Raw genomic sequence first — 20,295 nt, 5'->3', positions numbered from 1 at the left:
TGGTCGATTGGATATGCCGTTTCGCTGCGCGACATGAAAAGCGTTCGCGGCTCTGCAAGAGCGGGAGACCTCGGCATCCCATCCTAACGGACTGCTCCGCAAACGACCGCTGTCTTGGTTGATTGGATATGGCGAGGGGACCTCGCCATCCCTCAACCGCTTTTTCCCCTATCCAAGGGGAGGCTTTAAACCACAATTATTTAATTAACAATTAATAATTAATAATTCGGTAAGGAAAATTGTCAACCAAGTTTAGAGTCTCCAGATAGGTAAGTGCTTTAACAATTATCCCTAAGCTTTTAGCAGTAACTCTAGGTTTCTCCCTATTACTATTATATCATGTCCGGATAATTAGTGATCAAAAAAACTTTCTTATTTTTATACTTTCTTTCTGCTCTCTTCCCTCCTGACTCCTGACTCCTGACTCCTGACTCCTCCCTCATTTATTTATAATTATTCAATCGGACATGATATTACTTATTAATCAGGGATAAAATAGTTAATTATTGCGTTTTACAACGTAAATATTTAACTAAATCAACGCTCTCTGTAGGAGCTTGGTGACCAAGCCCCTACGATAGAAACTCCTGAGACTTTAATCAATAAATACTATGTTAAGACGTCATTTCCTTTGGTATTTTCTCCTCTTTGATTCTGGCTGTACAGCAGCCACAAATAATCAGCATAGCAATAACAATTCTCTTCTTAAGGAGAAAGATAAACTCCTATTTGCGGTGAGTGATGTTCAAGGTCTCGAAGAGTTACAGCGTGATTATGAACCATTTAGAACGGCTTTCGAGGAGCTCTTAGAGACAAAAATTGAATTTTTTCCCGTTGATAACCTTAGTAATGGAGATAACAGGCTACTGATGAGGTCTTCGGTATGAGAACTGGGAAACTTTTCTCTTTGGTGAAGCGCTGGAGTAAAGGTTTAAGTATTGCCCAAAAAATTGGCTATGGTTATTCTCTGGCAGTTGGTATTGCTGTATTGGGTACAACCGTAGGGCTGATTGTAGGAGATTATTACCAAAGACAAGCCCAAGAACAGCTAAAATTAATACAGAATGAGTATTATCTGTTAAAGGAATTAGAAAGTGCTATTTGGCAGGTGCAATTCCATCCCCAACAACTAGCTGCCGTGGTTGGCAGTTCTGTATGGTTTAAGTATGAAACCACTAAATTCTTGGCTAAGAGTCAGCAATTAAAAGAAGTAATGGTTGCTCTCAATAATCTGATTGAAAATCAATCAAGTCAATCAGTAGTCAAGCTGGAAGTTTTTCAGGAAGTATTGCAAAGTTATCGTCAGACATGGGATTTATATGCTCAATTAATGCAGAGAATTTGGCAGGAAATAGATCCGGTTAATTTGCAACAGGAAGATATCCCAGTTGTCAAGCAACGAGTATTAGCTACCAACACAGGAAAAGAGGCAATTGAAATTCGCATTCAGTTTGAAAAGCTCTCAGAAAGTTTAAACCAACTAATAGATACTGCAGGGAAACAACAAACTAAAGCTAACGATCAACTGCTGCATTCGGAAATCTTGCGCTTACAAATTATTATTGGCAGTATGGTGCTATCAGTGGTGCTCGCTACTGGTTTGGCGTTTTATACCAGTCGAGCAATCGCTCGTCCTCTCAAGACTTTGACTAAAACTGCCCAACAGGTAACGGCAGAATCTAATTTTGACCTGCAAGCTAGAGTCAGCACAACTGATGAAGTAGGGTTATTAGCTATTTCTCTCAATCAGCTAATAAAATGGGTAGGAGAGTACACCCAAGAATTAAAGGTAGCTAATCAAAGGGTAGAAAAACGCACGAAAGAACTGACACAAGCTTTGCAAGATCTGCAACAAACCCAGGCACAACTGATTCAAACAGAAAAAATGTCTAGTCTCGGACAGATGTTAGCGGGAGTTGCCCATGAGATTAATAACCCAGTCAATTTTATTCATGGTAATATCAAGCCTCTTCAGGAATATACACAAAATATCTTTGATTTACTCAATCTTTATCAAAAGTTGTATCCTGATTCACATCCGGAAATAGAAAATTTAATGGCTGAGATGGATATTAATTATATCATATCAGATTTGCCCCAGATAATTTCTTCTATGCAGATGGGAACTGATAGGATTAAGAATATTGTACTATCGCTAAGAAATTTTTCTCGGTTGGATGAAAGTAAGGTAAAATCTGCAGACCTCCATGAAGGGATTGATAACACGCTGTTAATTCTCAGTCATAAACTCATACATGGAGTTGAAATTATCAAAAATTATGGAGATTTACCTTTGGTGGAATGTTATCCGGCTCAATTAAATCAGGTGTTTATGAATATTATTGCTAATGCTATTGATACGATGCTAGAATCAGATATTCAACCGAAACAAATTGTGATTCAAACGGAAAAAGTAGCTGAAGATCGAGTATTTGTGAAAATTAGAGATAATGGCCCAGGAATACCACCAGAAGTCAAAGATAAAATTTTTGACCCGTTTTTTACAACGAAGCCAGTGGGGAAAGGGACGGGTTTAGGTCTTTCAATTTCTTATCAGATTATTGAAAAGCATGGGGGAAAAATAGAAGTAATTTCTCAACCTGGAAAGGGTACAGAATTCGCGATTGCTCTTCCTGTATATTCTGACCTTTCCAAGAGTACAATTGAAGTCAGAAGTTAAATTTGTAGCACTGACTAAGTTTGAGATGAGCGATAATGTTCTAATAGTAGTATTTATATTATGTCTTTCCCGATAATTAGCTACCAATAATTAAAGGTATTATTATACCAATTTGATAAATGTTTTCTACAAATCGCTAGGGAACTTTTTAGGAGTCAGGAGTCGTATGGGAATAGCTTCTATATCATTTTTTAACTGGGAAATCATATTTTTTGTCAAAGGTAAATCTCCTATAAAATCTTTTTATTGCCCTTACTATTCGTAAAATTATTTAAAGAATTTCTTGGTTAGTCAGGAAAAGTTTATCTTTTTATAAAAAATTAGAAAATCCTAAAGGGAGCTATTTGGTATTTTATATTAAATCCGGTTAATTGCACATAAAATCTGGTCATAGGATATGTATTTATAATTTTTTCAATTACTTTAATAGATATCTCGCTAAATTCCCCACTGGAGAGTTATTAGGGGTTGGTCTCCATCTCCCCAAGCATATAATAAGTATTCAACCGGATTTGATATTATTCATCATTATAATCAGACAACCACTTCACCGTAATTTGATTACTACATTTACAGGACTACCCAATTATGTTATGGACAGAGTATTAACACTACTCTGCCCTTGTGGACTGAGTTTTGGGTCTAGACATTTGTTTGCAAAGTTATAACAGTGTGTCTTTTAAAGCTTGTAATATAGGCATCAAAAATCTTACAGGCTATTTATAATCAATCTGAGCTGACAATCTTGTTTGCGAGCTATTTGCAGATAATATGAGCTGAAAATTCCCTGGGAAAGCTAGCCGTTTGCGTAAGTGGAACCTAGTTCTATAGCGTTTTTGTTTACAAGCCGTTACAAATCATGTGCATAAATTTGCACAAAAAATTCTTCTACTATTTTACAAAAAATTCACAATCACTCCGTGAGCTTATTGAGGAATGTTATATTGATTTTAAAGTACAAATCACTAAGGTTAAAGGTTAATAAATTCGACTATGGCCAAACAGAGTGTTGAATCACAGCCAAAACTAACTCAAATCGATATCGAAACACTGAATGCCTTTATGAAAAAAAACGAAGAGATAGACCTGCGCACAGCTGATTTGCTGCATACCTCAAATATCGAAAAATATAAATGGCCCAATCTAAGAGAAGATGAGAAAGAGAACTTAATTAAGCAACTGAAAGCTTACCAACGGATGCTGCGCGTTGTCCCAAAAGAGCGAGACGATCTCGCAAAAGCTTTGTTAAAAAACGGTATTCAATCCTCGTTGCAGATTGCCAGTACACCGAAAAAAGTTTTTATCCAAAACAATCTAAAACTATTTAATAATGACAGCGCACTGGCTGAACAGGTATACCGTCGGGCTCTTGTCCTGCGTAAAGCTGTTACGCTCCAGTATATGGCTCGTGTGCAGCAGTTAGAGCCACACACCCGCGCTGCTGGCCTTTAGTTTTAAACATCGCCAGTTCCAGATTTTTAACCGAAGAAGTAACCCATTTCTCTAAAACTTGAATAAGGTTAGTGGAAGTTTAGTCAGATTCTGCCCGGGCAACAAACTCGAAAACCAAATATTTTCTCTGCTCTCCAGCAATGCCAATAGGAAGACAAAACAACCATTAACACCTTTCACTCCAACTTAATTTATTCCAATACCAAGTCATTTATTTAGTAGGATGTAACCAATATGGGAATGCTAACCAATATCCCAAATTATGCAGATTTGTTCGGTAACATTGACTTCAAACAAGGTGATGAATTTCGCTCGGTATATTCTCCTGCAGCTTATTTAGTTGACTTACTGCAACTATTGGACGATGAATTTGACCCCAACACTATCGACTTTAAAGAACGTCGGGATGATATCTACAATATAGATCTCGACGCAGAAAATACGACCACTCTAATTCCCTATCTTGATATTGTTAACGAAATACTAGAAGGGCGAGTTATCAAAATGCTGGATGAGAATGATACCAGTGATGATGCCTATACAAAGCTGGAAGATGCGACATACCCCTTCAATATGCCGTTTTCCTTGGACAATGAAAAAATCAAGAACCATCTGCATCATTTGGGAATTTCTGCCCATGAGTTACGTCGCCTCTTTGCTACTAATACGGACTACATTACTGTAGCGCGGGAATATCTGGGATTGTCTGAGAAAGAGTGGGCTGCCCTTGTAGAACCAACAGCTACGGTAACCGAGGAATTAGTCACTCCATACTACGGCTATACAAACAGTAGTTTTATCAGCGATATGTCCATAGTCTCCACCTTTATGGAGACCACAGATTTAGAAGCCCAGGAGATACTGGAACTACTGTACCAAAATCTCTACATTGATCCGTCTGACCATTCCATTATTGAAGCTGGTCGTGAGACTTTTTACATTAACACTGGTACAATGGGAGAGAATGGCTACGTCACTCTGAGTAATGATGAGACTAAGTTGGAGTGGTACAGCATTAGCGATCAAAGCATGACTGATATTGATATACCGATCGCTTGGTTTGAGCGCACCAGTCGCTTCGTGCGGTTAGCCCAAAAAATAGGTTTGAGCTTTACGGAGTTAGATCATATTCTGCGCCATTGCTGTCAGGATAGCACGGCTATACCCACCATAAATGATGACACCTTGGTCTATATTGCCCAGGTTGTTTATATCCACAAAACCCTGGAAAAGCCAATCGATAACGTTGTGGCGATCCTGAGCCAAATTTCCTATATAGGCCGCACCAACAACGATCTACCCCAAGATCAATTTAACCGCATTTTTAACCTGCCCTGCGTGTCCATTGATGAAAAATATTTCCACATTGATGGTAAAACGGGGGACGTCCCAGAACAGTACAAAGACACTACTTATAACACATATACCCACATCAAGTATTACAACGATTTGTTCAGTGATGATAATGATACCTATCGTCAACGTTTGCGTCATGCCTTGGGCTTTACTGAAACAGATCTAATTAATATTACAGAACGCCTGGAGTTTGAAGGGGTTGCGGATAGTAGTCTGTGGGAAGATACTGCCAACGAATGGGAACTGCTGAATGTGCTTTACCGCATTCGTGCCTTGTCCGATGCCCTGGATGTCCATTTCTTGGAACTGTTCATTCTGTTTGACTTGTTGGAACAAGATCCCTTTATTGGTCGATATGACCCCCATACTTACTTTGTGTACAACGCACCGAGTACCCAAAAATGCTTTGAAATTTTTATGGATGGCTACTATCAAAGTACGGACTCCAGTGCTAGCGTGTATGGCAAGACAAATTATGGGGGTACAGAGTATAAACTGGTTCCAGGGAAATACAACCTTTCAGACTTGGGCAATCTCAGTAGAATCGTTTCGTTGAAGGTGCCAAACGGCTGGAGTGTGACTGTATATGCAGACGAAAACTTGAATGGCGAAGAGAAAACCTACACTGAGGACACCACAAATGTTGGAGGATACTGGAACCATCGGATTTCATCTATCGTAATTACTGGCCCTACTATAGACAACCGGCTCTGGCTCTTTGAATCTCTCATAGCTCTGACCAAATGGATGAAGGAGTTTGGGTATTCGGCAGAAATGTTGTGGACGATCGCTAATGGTGCCCCCATGACTGACAAGGCAGAAGAGGAACAGGATGCTCAGGATCTTGCCCTATATAATACCCTCTTGCAAAGCTTTAAAGCGGGAGAAATCGGCCCCAATAGTCTTACAGAAGCCCTCGGCGATGAACGAGCTTCTCACTTTGCCTTTAACTTGATTAAAGAGCGTTATGGGGAGATGGAACCTGACAAACCTCGATGGGCTTGTCAGCGGAGTCATCGTAAAAAGCATAAAAAGTATAAAAAGCATAGTGCATATAAAAAATACAAAATGCAGGATATGCACTACAAGCAGATGCCAATGGCTCCCAAAGAACGTCACAACCTCCTGATGGCCTATAAACCCCGTGAAATTCAGGCACTGACCCATGAATTTATTGAGCAACTGGTGTGGGTTTACGATTACGAATTTGTTGATTTGCAGCTTGAGACCAAGTTAGAAGAGAAAATTTTCAAGAATCTGGTTAATCATCAAGTGATCGATGGTAGTGGAAAAATCCTGCTTGCTAACCTGGAAGATGGCAAGTTGCCACCGCTGCACGAATTTATGTTGGAGTATGATTTCATCGAGATTCAGCAAGATGTGTTTGATATCTTTCACCGCATTTACCAAGAAGAGGCGACTGGCAAACTTGAAGAAGGCGACACCATTGAAGTGCAGGTGTTTAAATCTGATTTTCAGGAACTCGGCCTTTCGGCAGCAGATGTGCGAGAACTCCACGATACTCTGATTTACAACGGCTACATTGATGAGGAGGGCTTTGCTAGGGATGTAGAATTTTTCGGTGATGAGAGCAATGCCAGGGACTTAGATCTATATACCGGACTTGAGGAGCTAACCGATCAAGTTTACCGGGTTCTCAAGGTACAACTTGATAAATTTGCAGCCAGCAAAGTAAAAATCAGCGAACAGATGTTTACGGCTCTGGAGCTAACGCCGGTAGCTCTCCAAGATTTGCTTCAGAATCTCCAGATGAACCGCTACATTGATAAGCAGATGTTTGTCATTGACAAGATGCGCATTGCCGCTGAAACGCCCCAGATGATGGAACTAGCTCTCAAGTTTTATCCCCATCGAGAGGCAATTTGCAAAGCCTTGAAAGATGCCATTGCGGTGGACAAGGAGACTTGGTTACAGGTTGATAGAGCAGAACTGGGTAAAATTTCAGCAAAAATAGTATCTCACTGGGTTTATGCAGATCTCGAAGAATCTTTTTTGAATGATAATGAATTGAACTCTGAAGCCATTGCATTCTTTAAAGAAGAAAGCAACCGCGAAAGTTTTAATTTACGATCCTACTTTGATGCTAGTCAATCAGCGATCATATTCGATCATCTCGCAGGGATAGTCAACTATGCTGACCAATATCGCCTCCAGGATAAGAAGCTAACGGCCTTAGACTTTGATCCTGAAGAAATCCAGGCTTTAAAGCAAAACTTAACCGCCATTGGTGTATTGGACTATCGAGGTCTCTTGAACGCTGAACAAATTCCATTTTTCTTGATACCTGAAAATGCAGCAAGCTTCAGTATCCCTGCTTTTGAAGATTACAACCTAGAAGTTTTCTTCCTATTGTACGATGTGGCGCAAGCTATTGATAGCACTGTAAAAGCGGTTGACCAAGCCTTAAAAGATAACAGTGAGAACCAGGAAAACGGTATTGTTGAACAGTTACAAGGAGTATTGGGAATTGACTCAGATGGGGTTAAAGCTTTGTCCAAAGCGATATTTAAGACGGAAGAAAATTTACATTTCGCTTGGTTACGACCGTTGTTAGAAGATGCCAATGCTCTGGGACATCTCGAAGAGCTACCCGAGAATATGCACTACACTCAGGCGGTGAAGCGAATTCGCCAGTTAGCATTGTTGATCAAACAACAACAGTTGGATATTAACGAGATTGACCTGGCTTTGGAGGATCAGGATCTGGTAGCTAAATTCCCTGAAGACCTGATTTTACCTGATGATAGCAATGGCGATCCAATTACCAGTGTGGATACTCTATTAGAAACGGAAGAGTTTATCTATATCTTCAAGGATGATTATTATTGGATATACCTCGCCGAAGACTACACGCTGATTGATAAAAAAGATATCGACCTAGAGAATGAAGACGACCAAGACCTGATCGACCTGCAAAAAGAAGATGAAGGATTGCAGAAGCGCCTGAAGGAAGACCCTATTCGTCAGTTGTTTGAGGAAGAAGAGAATCTCAGTCAAGTGGATGCAGCCTTTATCGATCGCCACGGCACCTGGGTAATTGTCAGTGGCGAGTCTCACTACGTTCGGTATGCCGATAGTGACGCTTGGGATAAGCGGGACAACCATTTTGGTCAGGTGGATAATGATTTTGAAAATCTGGAGATGATTGATGCTGCCTATGTAGATACAGAGGGCCGCTTGTTCCTGTTTGCCAACGATAAATATGTGCGGTATTCGGATTTAGGCTCTGTAGGTTCACCCCTTTCCTCTGACCTCAAGGTGGATCAGGGTTATCCCAAATCCATCGCTGAAGACTGGAACGATGAAAACCTTCCTATTCAACTGCCTGACAGTTTCTATCGCGATCTAGGTCCGATGTTTGATGGGGTGGATGATTACAGTTATGCTTTCTTAGGCGATCGCTATGTCTCTTCAGAAGATGGTCGGGTGCGACCTGTAGCGGAAAAATGGGGACATCGGGAATACAACTTTGGTCACCCTACCCACATTGATGCTGCCTTAGCTAGTCAGGGCAGCTACTTCTTGTTCCTGGAGAATAAAGTAGCTAAATATACTGGAAGTATTGAGCTAGCAAACTTACAACCGGAGGATGGTTATCCCAAAGGAATACACCAGGAATTTACTGGCTTGCCCGATGAATTTGTTTCTGGCATTGATGCAGCACTTGGTAGCTGGAACGGTACTATCTATCTCTTCCGGGATGATGAGTATGTCACCATTCCCATAACAGATGGAACTCCCGCAACAGAGTATGAAGCCCAAGAAACCCGCCAAATGTGGGGCAAGGTTGCCAATGATATTGCAAATTTTGGTAAGGTTGATGCAGCCTTTGTAGGTTTAGATGGTTACACTTATCTATTCTCAGGCGAACAATATGTGCGCTACTCCGGGAGTGATTACTCTCAGGTGGATGACGGGTTCCCCCGGAAAATAACCGAAGATTGGGAAGGCTTAACCACTGTCACGGGTGCCTTTGTACTCGGAAACAAAACCTATCTGTTTGGTACTCAGACTACCGAGACTACCACTGAAGATGAGGTGGAGACGACAACAACGACAGAGAATGTTTATGTGCGCTATTCTACACTGCACAGGGATGAGGACGATTATCTGGAGGTAGATGAAGAAGATCCTAATGCTCGCGTCATTGAAACGGTACTGGCAAACCGACCAGATGTTGAGGAAATAGAAGTTTTCCCTGCAATTGTGAACGACGACTTCTGGAGTCTACCCTACAGTGTCACCAATGGGGATGAGAATTTCCAGATTGACGCAGTGATGAATGGGCCAGAAGGTAAAGTATATCTGTTCTACCGTTATCTTGATGAAGAGTCTGATGGCGTAAATTATACCTACTATTATATTGAGCATGACCATATCAATCGCTGGTGGTCAGAACCCAAAGTCCTCTCCGAGCAATGGGATCGGCAGGTCAATGGTTTAGCCAATGAGCGGGTGGTGGCAGCCTTCATGGGTAAAGACGGCAAAACCTATCTATTCTATCAAGAAGAGACATCGAATGACTCCAAATATCTACGCTTTTCTGATGCTGAACTGCGCAACGTGGATTATGGCTATCCCCGTTTGATTCGTAAGTTCTGGGGTAAGGTGCGGAACAACATTGAACGGACGGGTAAAGTAGATGCTGCAATGATTGTGGAATCTCGTTGGGAAGAACAGGACGAAAATGGTCAACTGGTTGATATGACGGCCGAGCATACCTATCTGTTTTCTGGCGATCAGTTTTTCCGCTATCTACATGAGGATAGTGAATACACATACGATACTGTTGAAGAGGGTTATCCCCGTTCTCTTAGCCGTCTCAAAGATGAACCCCGCTTCCGAGGGTTACAAACAACTTTCCCTAAAGGAATTGATGCTGCCTTTGCCGACCAACGCCAGGTCTATCTGTTTAAGGGAGATAGCTTCCATGTCGTAATTGGAGATGAGGACAACTACAAGCAATATGACGATGAGACCTTTACCAATGTGGAAGCGGTAGCTCAGGAAGGGGGAGTCAACTATCTGCTCATAACTGAAACCGAGAGTGACAACAAGATTTGGTACAAAGTCAACCATCTCGAAGACCAATATATAACTAAGGAACCACAGACTCCCCGGACGGTGCAACGAGCCGAGGATATCCTGAATGCTGATGGAAAGGTGATGACCGATGTTGATGCGGTACTCCATGGTACTAATGGCAAGAGTTATGTGTTTGCCGGGAACAAATACTATGATGTGGAGCTAGAACAAAGCTTTACCATTGCCGATGTTTGGGGGCGATCGCGCAATCCAATTTATGACCAAGAAACCATTGATGCAGCCTTTGTAGGTCGGGATGGGGTGACTTATGTCTTTTCTGGGGAATGGTTTGTGGAGTATAACACCGACACCTATACCGACAGTACCGTGACCTATCCTCCCCGACGCATCAGTGACAAATGGCGAGGTCTGAATAACGTTGCCCTTGCCTATGTCTGGAGAGAAGATACATTTCTGTTTGAGCGTTCCGATGCCAATGGTAACTTCCGTTATCTACACTACACCAAAGATAGCTATGAAAAACCCGGTCGATTATATCAAGGGGATGACAGTCTGTGGGATATCCCTACTGCCTATAAGCGGGAAGGCTTTGACCTAGCCAATGGGGATATTGATGCTATTTTTGTCCATGAAGATAATCTGATCTTTATCAGCGACCAGCATTTTATCAGCTTGAATCTCAATACCCAAAACTGGAGCGCTCCGCAGTTCCTAGAGCTGCTTTATCCTGGTATTCCATTTAACAAAACCGATTTCAAAACCTTGAAATCTGGGTTTTTGGGTAAGGATAGCAAGGTCTACCTCTTTAGCCAGGAACGCTATGCGACTTACAACAATGATAACCAGTGGGAAATTTTTGACATCAAAGATTATTGGGGTCTGCAAAAGAATATTTTTGAGGATGGGGTCGATGCTGCCTGGGTGAATCCTACAGATCGCAGCACCTATCTGTTTGCTGGAGATTCCTATGTACGCTATAGCAGTCGTGAGTACCGTTATGTGGACGAAGGCTATCCGAAGGAAATTGCTACCTATCTGCGGAATGAGCCAGCTTTTGCCTTTATGACCAAGGAGTTCCAACAGCATTTGGATGAGGTAGAAGAAGAATATGCAACAGATCCAATATCGTTCTTTGATGGCTTGTTGGACAACGGACGTTGTTTATATTTCTTTACGGCTGATACCGTCTTTACCGGTAGCCCGAACAAATATGTGATCTATGAAATTGATGGTTTAGGTCAAGTGGAAAATAACTTTACCCAGGGAGGCTATGTAGATAGTGCCTTTGTGGTAGAAGCCGAAGATCCAGAAAGTGGGGAAGACTTGTATGTAACCTATCTGTTCTCTGGTGAACAATATATTCGTTATACTGTCAAGCAGGATATAGCCCATCAATACCGGGGAGACTATTACCGGTATATCGACGAGGGTTATCCCAAAATCCTTGGGGAAAGTTTCTATGCCGAAGAAAAGGATCTGCTGAATCTGGACTTAGAAGACTCGCAGTTGCCGGAAGATTATCGCAACGGCATTGATGCGGGGTTTTATTCCAGTGACCTAGGTTTGGTGCTATTCAATGATCAGACTTATCTCCATGTTGCTCCTAACAACAATAATACTCTCGGAAATATCAACGACGTTTGGGGCTATCTGGACAATACCTTTATCAATGAGAGCGATCTGAGCATTGATGGAGCCTATATAGATAAAGAAGGGGGATTATTAGTTTTCAAGGGTCTACAGTTTGTGCGTTACAGCAACACGGCTGAACTCTTTGCCCTCAACCGCTACGACGAGCCTCGCTATGTAGATGAGGAATTTCCCCGCGACATCACTGAAATTTGGCCTCAACTGGATACCCAAAGTATTCTCACCGAGGTAGGGGTAAATACTGTGTTCAAATTTGAAGATGAAATCTATTTCCATACCGGGGAAAATTTCGTCACCTACAACCTAGATATGAGCGACCATGATGAGGAGAAGCCGGTGAAAGTTCTGGCTTATCGTTGGGGAGAATGGTCTGATTATCTTTTGAGCGATATCCATGCCATTAGTCGCTTCAAAGACCTCAATCAACGCTTTACTGGAGGCGACCTCACCTTGACAGAATTGGTCAGTGGGGCAAATGGTGAGGTTAAGGAACCTTATATGCAGTTGGCTGCCATCTTTAGCTTCGAGAAGGAAGAAGTTCGCTGGGTTAAACAGCGCAATGCTTTTCTGGCAAATCAAGTAAATGTGGTTGAAGAGGATTTCCAGCTAGAACTGGTACTGCGCCTCTACGATATCCTTGCTACTACCCAACGGCTGCGGGTGGATGTGTCGGCATTCTATAACGATGTTTGGGTGCCGCTATATGACCCCAGTGCCATGGTCGAAAATCAGTCTGACGTGGCCACTGCGGCTACGGGCGCTTACGACCTGTTGGTTTCTGTGGACTGTAATAACAATTACGAAACCCTGGTCAAGCAGATTACTAATGAGGTAAACACCCTAAAGCGGGATGCTTTGGTTCCCTATGTTATCGCTAATGATGACGATGTGAATAACACTCGCCAGCTTTACCAAAAATTACTCATTGACATCCAGATGGATAGCATTGCAGAAACCTCTCGCATTAAAGAAGCGATCGCTGCTGTTCAACTTTATATCCATCGGTACTTTATGAACCTTGAGGATATTGACCTGGATGCCAGCGATCAACAGGAAATGCGCAAAGTTCTTAAGGAACGGTGGGAATGGTTGCAAAATTACCGGGTTTGGGAAGCAAACCGTAAAGTATTCCTCTACCCAGAGAACTATATTCGTCCCGAACTTCGGGATAAAGACGTAAAAACCAGTGGCTTTCAAGCTCTAGAAGAAAGCCTCTCCCAAGGAGAACTGACTGAAGATACCGTCGAAGAAGCCTATTTCAAATATCTCGACAGCTTTACAGAAGTTTCAGAACTCACCATCGCCGGGGGTTATGTCTACGACGACAGTAGTTCTGGTACTGATGACAAAGTTCTCGTTCTCTTTGGTCGCACCCGTACTAACCCCATACGCTATTTTTACCGCTTTGGCACTTTTGTAGATGGCAACAGTTCCCAAGCTATCTGGGACCCCTGGGAAGAACTGGACATCTCCATCGAAGCTATCCATGTGGAACCAGTTTATGCCTTTAACCGCGTCTTTGTTTTCTGGGCGGTGGTAGAAGAAAGTTCCGAAAACCCCTCTTCGGCAATTGTTACCACCAGTGACCAAGGGGACGGCAATCAAACGGTTTCCTCCTCCGGCAACAGCTATCGCGAAATCAAGGTTTACTACTCTTTCTACAACCTCAACAAGCGTTGGAGTCAACCCCAAACTTTGCAAACTACCTTCAATGATGTAACCACCTTAAAATTTTCCCAATATCTCGCTAAGGTGGATCTATTCGTAGAGAACTCCAACAAGTTGACCCAGAACAACACCAGCCACAACTACGAAAACATCTACATTAGTGTCCGCTACTACACCAGCGCCACCTATTCTTCCAACACTTCCACCTACTACGGGCCAAACTATAAAGCCTTTAACCTCACCCCAGAACTCTACTCCCAGAGTGCGACTCCCCAAAGCATTGAGAATCGGGGACAGGAACTGTTCAAGGAATTATTCAACGAAGGGGACATTGAGGAAGAGAACGTGGTAATGCTCAACTACAATGCTGCTAACTCCATGGATGGGCCTTGGTTTGCCTATAACCACAATGGTTGTGGTTTTCTGGTCAAACCTGATGAAACTTCGATATCTGGGAACACAGAATTGCAGTCTTTAGGAGGGGATAGCTTTTTCAAAAATATTCCCGCTGGAACGACTATTACTGCTGCGGTGCAGGTCTTTGAAGGAGGTGAGGTTTACTTCTTCCTAGATAATGGCACTTACCTGACTGTTGACTCTAATGGCACTGTAACCCAAGAAGCTGCTGCTATCAGCAGTCGCTGGGGCATCGCTCAAAGCACTGCCAGTGCAATGCAAACCAGTGGTAACGTTGATTCTGCTTTTGTTGCCAATGGCTCCAGTTATTTAACCCTGGATGACACCATCTATGAATACACTGGCTCCTTTTCTGCCTTGGCGGTGGGTCCCCAGAAGTTATCAGAAATCATTGATAGTGTACCTGATGATTGGACAACTGTTAACGCAGCCTTTACCCATAATAATGTAACTTTCTGGTTCAACAATGCCACGGGGACTGTCTTGCGGAGTGATACTAGGGAAACGATCAGTCTGGATCAAATTTTCGGTTTGTCCGTTCGACTCTTTAGCGATCTGTTTGCAGCTATCATAGTTGACAATACTTTACATCTAGTTACCGAAGAGAGTGGAACTTATACTTACACAGTCTACAACGCCGATGGCAGCCAAACTGTACAAGCCAGTGCAACAGTGAAGACCCTTCTTAATACCATTGTTGGAGAATATACAATTTCCGGCTCCGATGCAGACCTCGCTGTTATGATGAAAATTGATGATGGTCTCTGGACAATTGCGAATGATAACACCAAAACCAAGCGGTATGCAAAGAAAACTGGAGACGAAATTTCGTCGCTTGAAGTTCCAAGTGTCTTCGAACAAATCATTGAGGAGGTTAGTCCTTGGGCAGAAACCATTGATTACGTTGCCGGATTCGATTATACCCATAGCAATGGCACAACCTATAGCCTTATCTTCTATAACGATAGTAGTGGCGAGAGCAACGGTAGTATAGTCAAAACCTGGAGTAAGTCCTCTGGGGAGACTAACTATGGAGAAGGTTCGGGAGTAAGTTTCAGTACAGGACAATCTCTGTACGACACCGGGGTTAATGTTACCGCCGCCTTCACCACCAGTGACAGTATCTTCATTGTCACGGACTCTAATACTTACCATCGCTTCAACCTCAACCAACTCCCTGAAGATATTCTTGATGCCCTCAAGGCAGGAAGCAACAGCGGTAGTTTGAGTGATTTAATCCTATCGGACTATCTCAATACAGACAAACAGCATTACCGCATTGATGGGGTTGATGCTGCCTTAATTGGAACTGGTAAAGTGGGAACAACATCTGGCACCCTCTACCTATTCTGCGGTACTCAATACTATCGCTATTCCATTAATAACCTTGCCTTCACCCTTGAGAGCAACTATCCCAAAACTTTATCGAATAACAATGAAGGCTTTCCCCAATGGACAACCGTTGATGCTGCCTTCACTTCCTCCGAAACTGATGGTTCGGGCAACCCCGTTTCATATCTGTTCAACAATGCAGCCCAGGAATATTATCGCAGTGATACAGAGGAAACCCTTACCACTTTAGGAGTATGGGGAGCGGTTTCCTTCACAACCTTACAAAGCCAGCAGCGGGTAGATGCTGCCTATGTGGCCGGAGGTTCTCTCTATCTGATTGTGGGAACTGAGTATTACCAATACACCCTAGAGAGTGGAACTATTCCTACCTTTATCGATAGTAGTTCTCCCCAAACCTACCAGGCAGTGTTCTCTCTAAATGAAGCTATTAGTCAGGCATGGCGGATTCCGAATCTCATTAATAACCTCAATACTTGGAAGGCTCACAGCAGTATTCTGGGAGGATCGTACACCATTCTTAATAATACCATTGCATACCTAGAAGTTGAGTATCAGAATCTGCAAAATGCAGAAACAACTGACGATGTGGAAAGCGTTATTACCAAATTAACAGCAGTCCGAGATTCCTTGGAAAATTCTATAGGGGATGTAACGAGTAATTACAAAAGTCTTTATCGTAGCTACTTGATCGACCCTCAAGAAGAGCTAATCAAGGACTTGAAATATTTCATTACGCCCCAAAATCTAAGTAATAATATTGACGCAGCCTTCACTATCCCCAGTGACGATAAAAGCAATTACTATGTATATCTCTTCTCTAGCACAGAGTACTATCGTCTGGACCAAAATGTGAGTGGATCTACGAACCTAGGGATTCCCTACTCCATCTTGGGCAGTTGGGGCAATATGCCATCAGATATCCGCTCCGGTGGGCTGACGTCAGCGTTGAACTATACCTATACCGACAGCAACACCCAAACCAACCAAGAAAGGCTTTATCTGATTAAAGACAGTAACTATTATGCCTACGATCTTGATGCAAATTCCGCTAAACCCTATGAGCTGGATAGTGTAAAGTATGAGGTCATTCGTCTCACCTCTAGTACCGCTGAACAACTGAACCAAATCCTATTTGCTGGCGGTATTAAAGAACTTCTACAGATGTCTACCCAGGAGATTAATGAATCTCCCACTATCAGCACCCAAAATTCCAGTCCGAGCAACATTCAGATGGAAGAGGGTAAGTTCAATACCGAACCGATCAACACCCATCTAGACTTCAACAGCGCCAACGGCATTTACTACTGGGAAGTCTTTTTCCATGCTCCGTTCCTCATTGCCCAAACCCTGAATACCGACCAGCAGTTTGAATATGCTAAGGAGTGGTATGAATATATTTTTGATCCCACTGAAGTCATGGATTACTGGAAATTCTTGCCTTTCTTGGCAGCAGATCCGGATGCTTTAATGGGTAGCCTTGGTGGCGACTTGGAGGCTTTTGAGACCCTTATACTAAAGGAGTATGACCTGTTACTTAGCAACACTGATGAAATTTCATCATCTAATGGAAATAAGCTGGTAGCAGTGGCAAAAACAGATAATTCCAACTATCATGTTATTATTTTTGATAGCGCTGGTGAGAGGGTACTCGATCAGAATAATGTTGAATTTTCTGATACAACACTGGTTGCACAAATAGAGGAAGCACTTGCCAGTGAGTTAATTGACAGCCAAACAAAAACCGATATCATACAAGGGATTACATCAAGCCTTGATCAAACCCCTTTGCAATCAGCTAAAGATGCATTGTCAGCACTAGCCGCACAGCTAGCTCCTTATCAGGCAGTTTTCCTGGGTGACAAGGATATCACCCTATATGAAGAGGGTTTCAATGATGTGGATAAACTTCTTAATATCGAGCAATGGTCAACTTTCACAACTATGGAAAGTGAAATTATTGGGCTGAATACCAATGCAGTTAGTTCTAGCAGCGACAAAGCATTGCTGGCTACCTGGCAAAGCGAAATGCAGGAAGTAATGGAAGTCATCAAAAAACTCGAATACCGTATTGGTCTGATGAACAACTACAGTGCCCAACTAGCAGTGTATTTTTCAGATCCCTTCGATCCTCATGCCATTGCAGCACTGCGTCCCCTTGCCTACCGGAAAGCGATCGTTATGCGCTATATTGATAACCTCCTTGATTGGGGAGATATGCTTTTCCGTCAGTACACCAGGGAGAGTATCAATGAGGCGCGAATGCTCTATATCCTCGCCTACGATATCTTGGGTGAAAAGCCAGAAAGTATTGGTCGAGTCGTGCTGGAGAATACTACAAGCTATAGTGGCTTTGCTGAAAATGAATATTATGCTAACAGTGAAGACTATGACTTTCTCATTGAGTTAGAAAACAGGACTACCAACGATAATATCCAGTACGAACAAAGTCTCAGCTTTGCTGCCCTTCAGTTTGATACCATTACTAACCCCTACTTCTACCTCAAGGAAAACGAACTCTTTACGGAGTATTGGACGCGGGTAGAAGACCGACTCGCTAAGATTCGCGCTTGCCTGAACATTGATGGTGTTGCCCAGCCATTACCTTTATTCCAGCCGCCTATTGACCCTATGGCATTGGTAGGTGCAGTTGCCGGAGGAGCTAGTATTGCTGGGGCTGCTGCCATGGCAATGGGTGCAGCTAGTGTGCCAGATTACCGTTTCAGTTCCCTGATGGCAAAAGCTCGTGACTTGGTGGGTAAACTGAAAGGATTGGGTGATGCCCTCCTGTCTGCCTTGGAGAAGAAAGATGCAGAAGAACTTAGTCTGCTGCAAAATAAACAGGAGTCAGTTATTCATGACATGATGACTCTGATCAAAGAGGAGCAGATCAAGGAAGCAGAAGTTTCCTTGTTGAACCTAGAAGAAACCAAAAAGAGTGCAGAGGATCAAAAGTCTCACTATACGGATCTGATCAATAAGGGTTATTTACCTGAGGAGACGAATCAAATCGCTATGATGACTGCTGCTGCTGCAATTCACGGTTTGGTAGTATTAAGCAAGATTGTTAGTGGTTTGTCCTATGTCGTACCGCAATTTACTGCTGGGCCTTTCAGCTTTGGGGTGACTTCTGGGGGGCGAAACGTAGGTGCAATGTTAGGCGAGTTTGGGGAATCCACTGAATCTATCGCTGAAGGACTCAGTATGGCTGGTGAAGTCGCTGGAGTGGTTGCTCAATTCAAGCGTTCTGAGCAAGACTGGAAACTGCAACAGAAAATGGCTACCAGCGAAATAGAACAAATCAAGCATCAAATTGCTGCTCAAAAACATAGCATCACTGTGGCAAAACAGGAGTTGCTGGTGCATCAGAAGGAGATGGAAAACCAGGAAGCGATCGCTAAGTTTATGAAGGGTAAGTTCTCTAATTTGGAACTCTATAATTGGATGAGCGGTAAGATTTCGGGTCTGTTTTACCAAACCTATAAACTTGCCCATGATTATGCCAAGCAAGCGGAACAAGCCTTTATTTTTGAGCATGGAGTTAAGGCAGGTGAGGTGAACTATATCGGCGGAATGTACTGGGATAGTCAGAAAAAAGGACTGCTGTCTGGGGCGCAGCTTGAGCTGGATCTAGATCGCATGGAAAAGGCTTACATGGAAATGAATACCCGTAGTCTGGAAATCACCAAGAATATTTCGCTGCTGGAAACCGATCCTATGGCTTTATTAGCTCTCAAAACTAAAGCAGTCTGTACTTTCCGCTTAAGCGAGGAGTTATTTGATTATGATTTCCCTGGTCATTACAAGCGCCAGATTAAAACTATCTCCCTTGCTTTTGATATTGGGGAAGGTCAAAGTATCAATGCAACTCTAACTCAACTGAATCACAAGTTGGTGATGGATACGGATATCAAGGCGGTGAAACACCTGATTAATCCCTCCAATGAACCTACCACCAATGTGCGGGCAAACTGGCGGGCTAATCAACAGGTGGCACTTTCCCATGTGGACCAGTACACGGAAAATAACGGTATGTTCGAGTTGAATTTTGGGGATGAGCGTTACCTTCCTTTTGAGGGAACGGGAGCAGTCTCCAACTGGCGCTTGGAACTCAATGGCATGAAAGGATCTTACAACCCGGCCGATCTCCTAGATGTTACCATCAAGCTGCGCTATACGGCCAAGCAAGGGGGCAGTCGTTTTGCTAATGAGGTTAAAGGGGTTCTCAAGCCTTATCATGCTACTAGCTTCTTTGATCTGGCCTACAATTTCCCCGATCAGTGGGAGGCACTCACCGCTGGTGATATTGATGAGATGGAGATTAATTTTACTCGCAGTATGTTCCCCAATATGATGAGTAGCAAGATTATTGGCTTGTTCATGCGCTATGAGTACAAAGGAGGTAGCAGTGGAGCTATCTTTACTATCAACGACGATCTGCAAGTACCCAATAATACTTACCTACAGCCGAATACTTTAAGTGTGGGGCAGAATGGGACTACTTGGAAATTTGCTCTGAAGGGCGATCGCAGTACATTGAAGAATGCTGAGATGATCTTGGTTTACAAAGCAAAGGTTTAGGAGAGTGAACAGTTATTAGTGAATAGTTATAGATAGCTAAAAGCTGATAGCTGTATTCTCTCAAACTGTTGTTA

Annotated in this window: 3 protein-coding genes; all 3 read left to right on the top strand. The window is 42.8% G+C overall.

Annotation, left to right across the window (positions count from 1 at the left end; genetic code table 11):
- The first annotated feature begins 883 nt into the window (after positions 1–883).
- The 3 genes from ACP6PL_RS05140 to ACP6PL_RS05130 all read left to right on the top strand — a co-directional run bounded on the left by ACP6PL_RS05140 (position 884) and on the right by ACP6PL_RS05130 (position 20,221).
- Positions 884–2,680, top strand: coding sequence for a sensor histidine kinase (locus ACP6PL_RS05140; protein ID WP_426543236.1), 1,797 nt, complete (start codon positions 884–886; stop codon positions 2,678–2,680).
- Between the two features lie 993 nt (positions 2,681–3,673).
- Positions 3,674–4,132: a hypothetical protein gene (locus tag ACP6PL_RS05135; protein WP_426543234.1), complete on the top strand. Its 459-nt coding sequence runs from the start codon at positions 3,674–3,676 to the stop codon at positions 4,130–4,132.
- A 234-nt stretch (positions 4,133–4,366) separates the two neighbouring features.
- Positions 4,367–20,221, top strand: a complete 15,855-nt coding sequence (locus ACP6PL_RS05130; RefSeq protein ID WP_426543232.1) for a Tc toxin subunit A-related protein — start codon at positions 4,367–4,369, stop codon at positions 20,219–20,221.
- Positions 20,222–20,295 lie beyond the last annotated feature (74 nt).

This window comes from Dapis purpurea BLCC-M126 (assembly GCF_050015975.1).
Classification (GTDB): domain Bacteria; phylum Cyanobacteriota; class Cyanobacteriia; order Cyanobacteriales; family Microcoleaceae; genus Trichodesmium.
The sequence above is the reverse complement of the archived record's forward strand: the minus strand, read 5'-3'. Positions and strand labels throughout refer to the sequence as shown.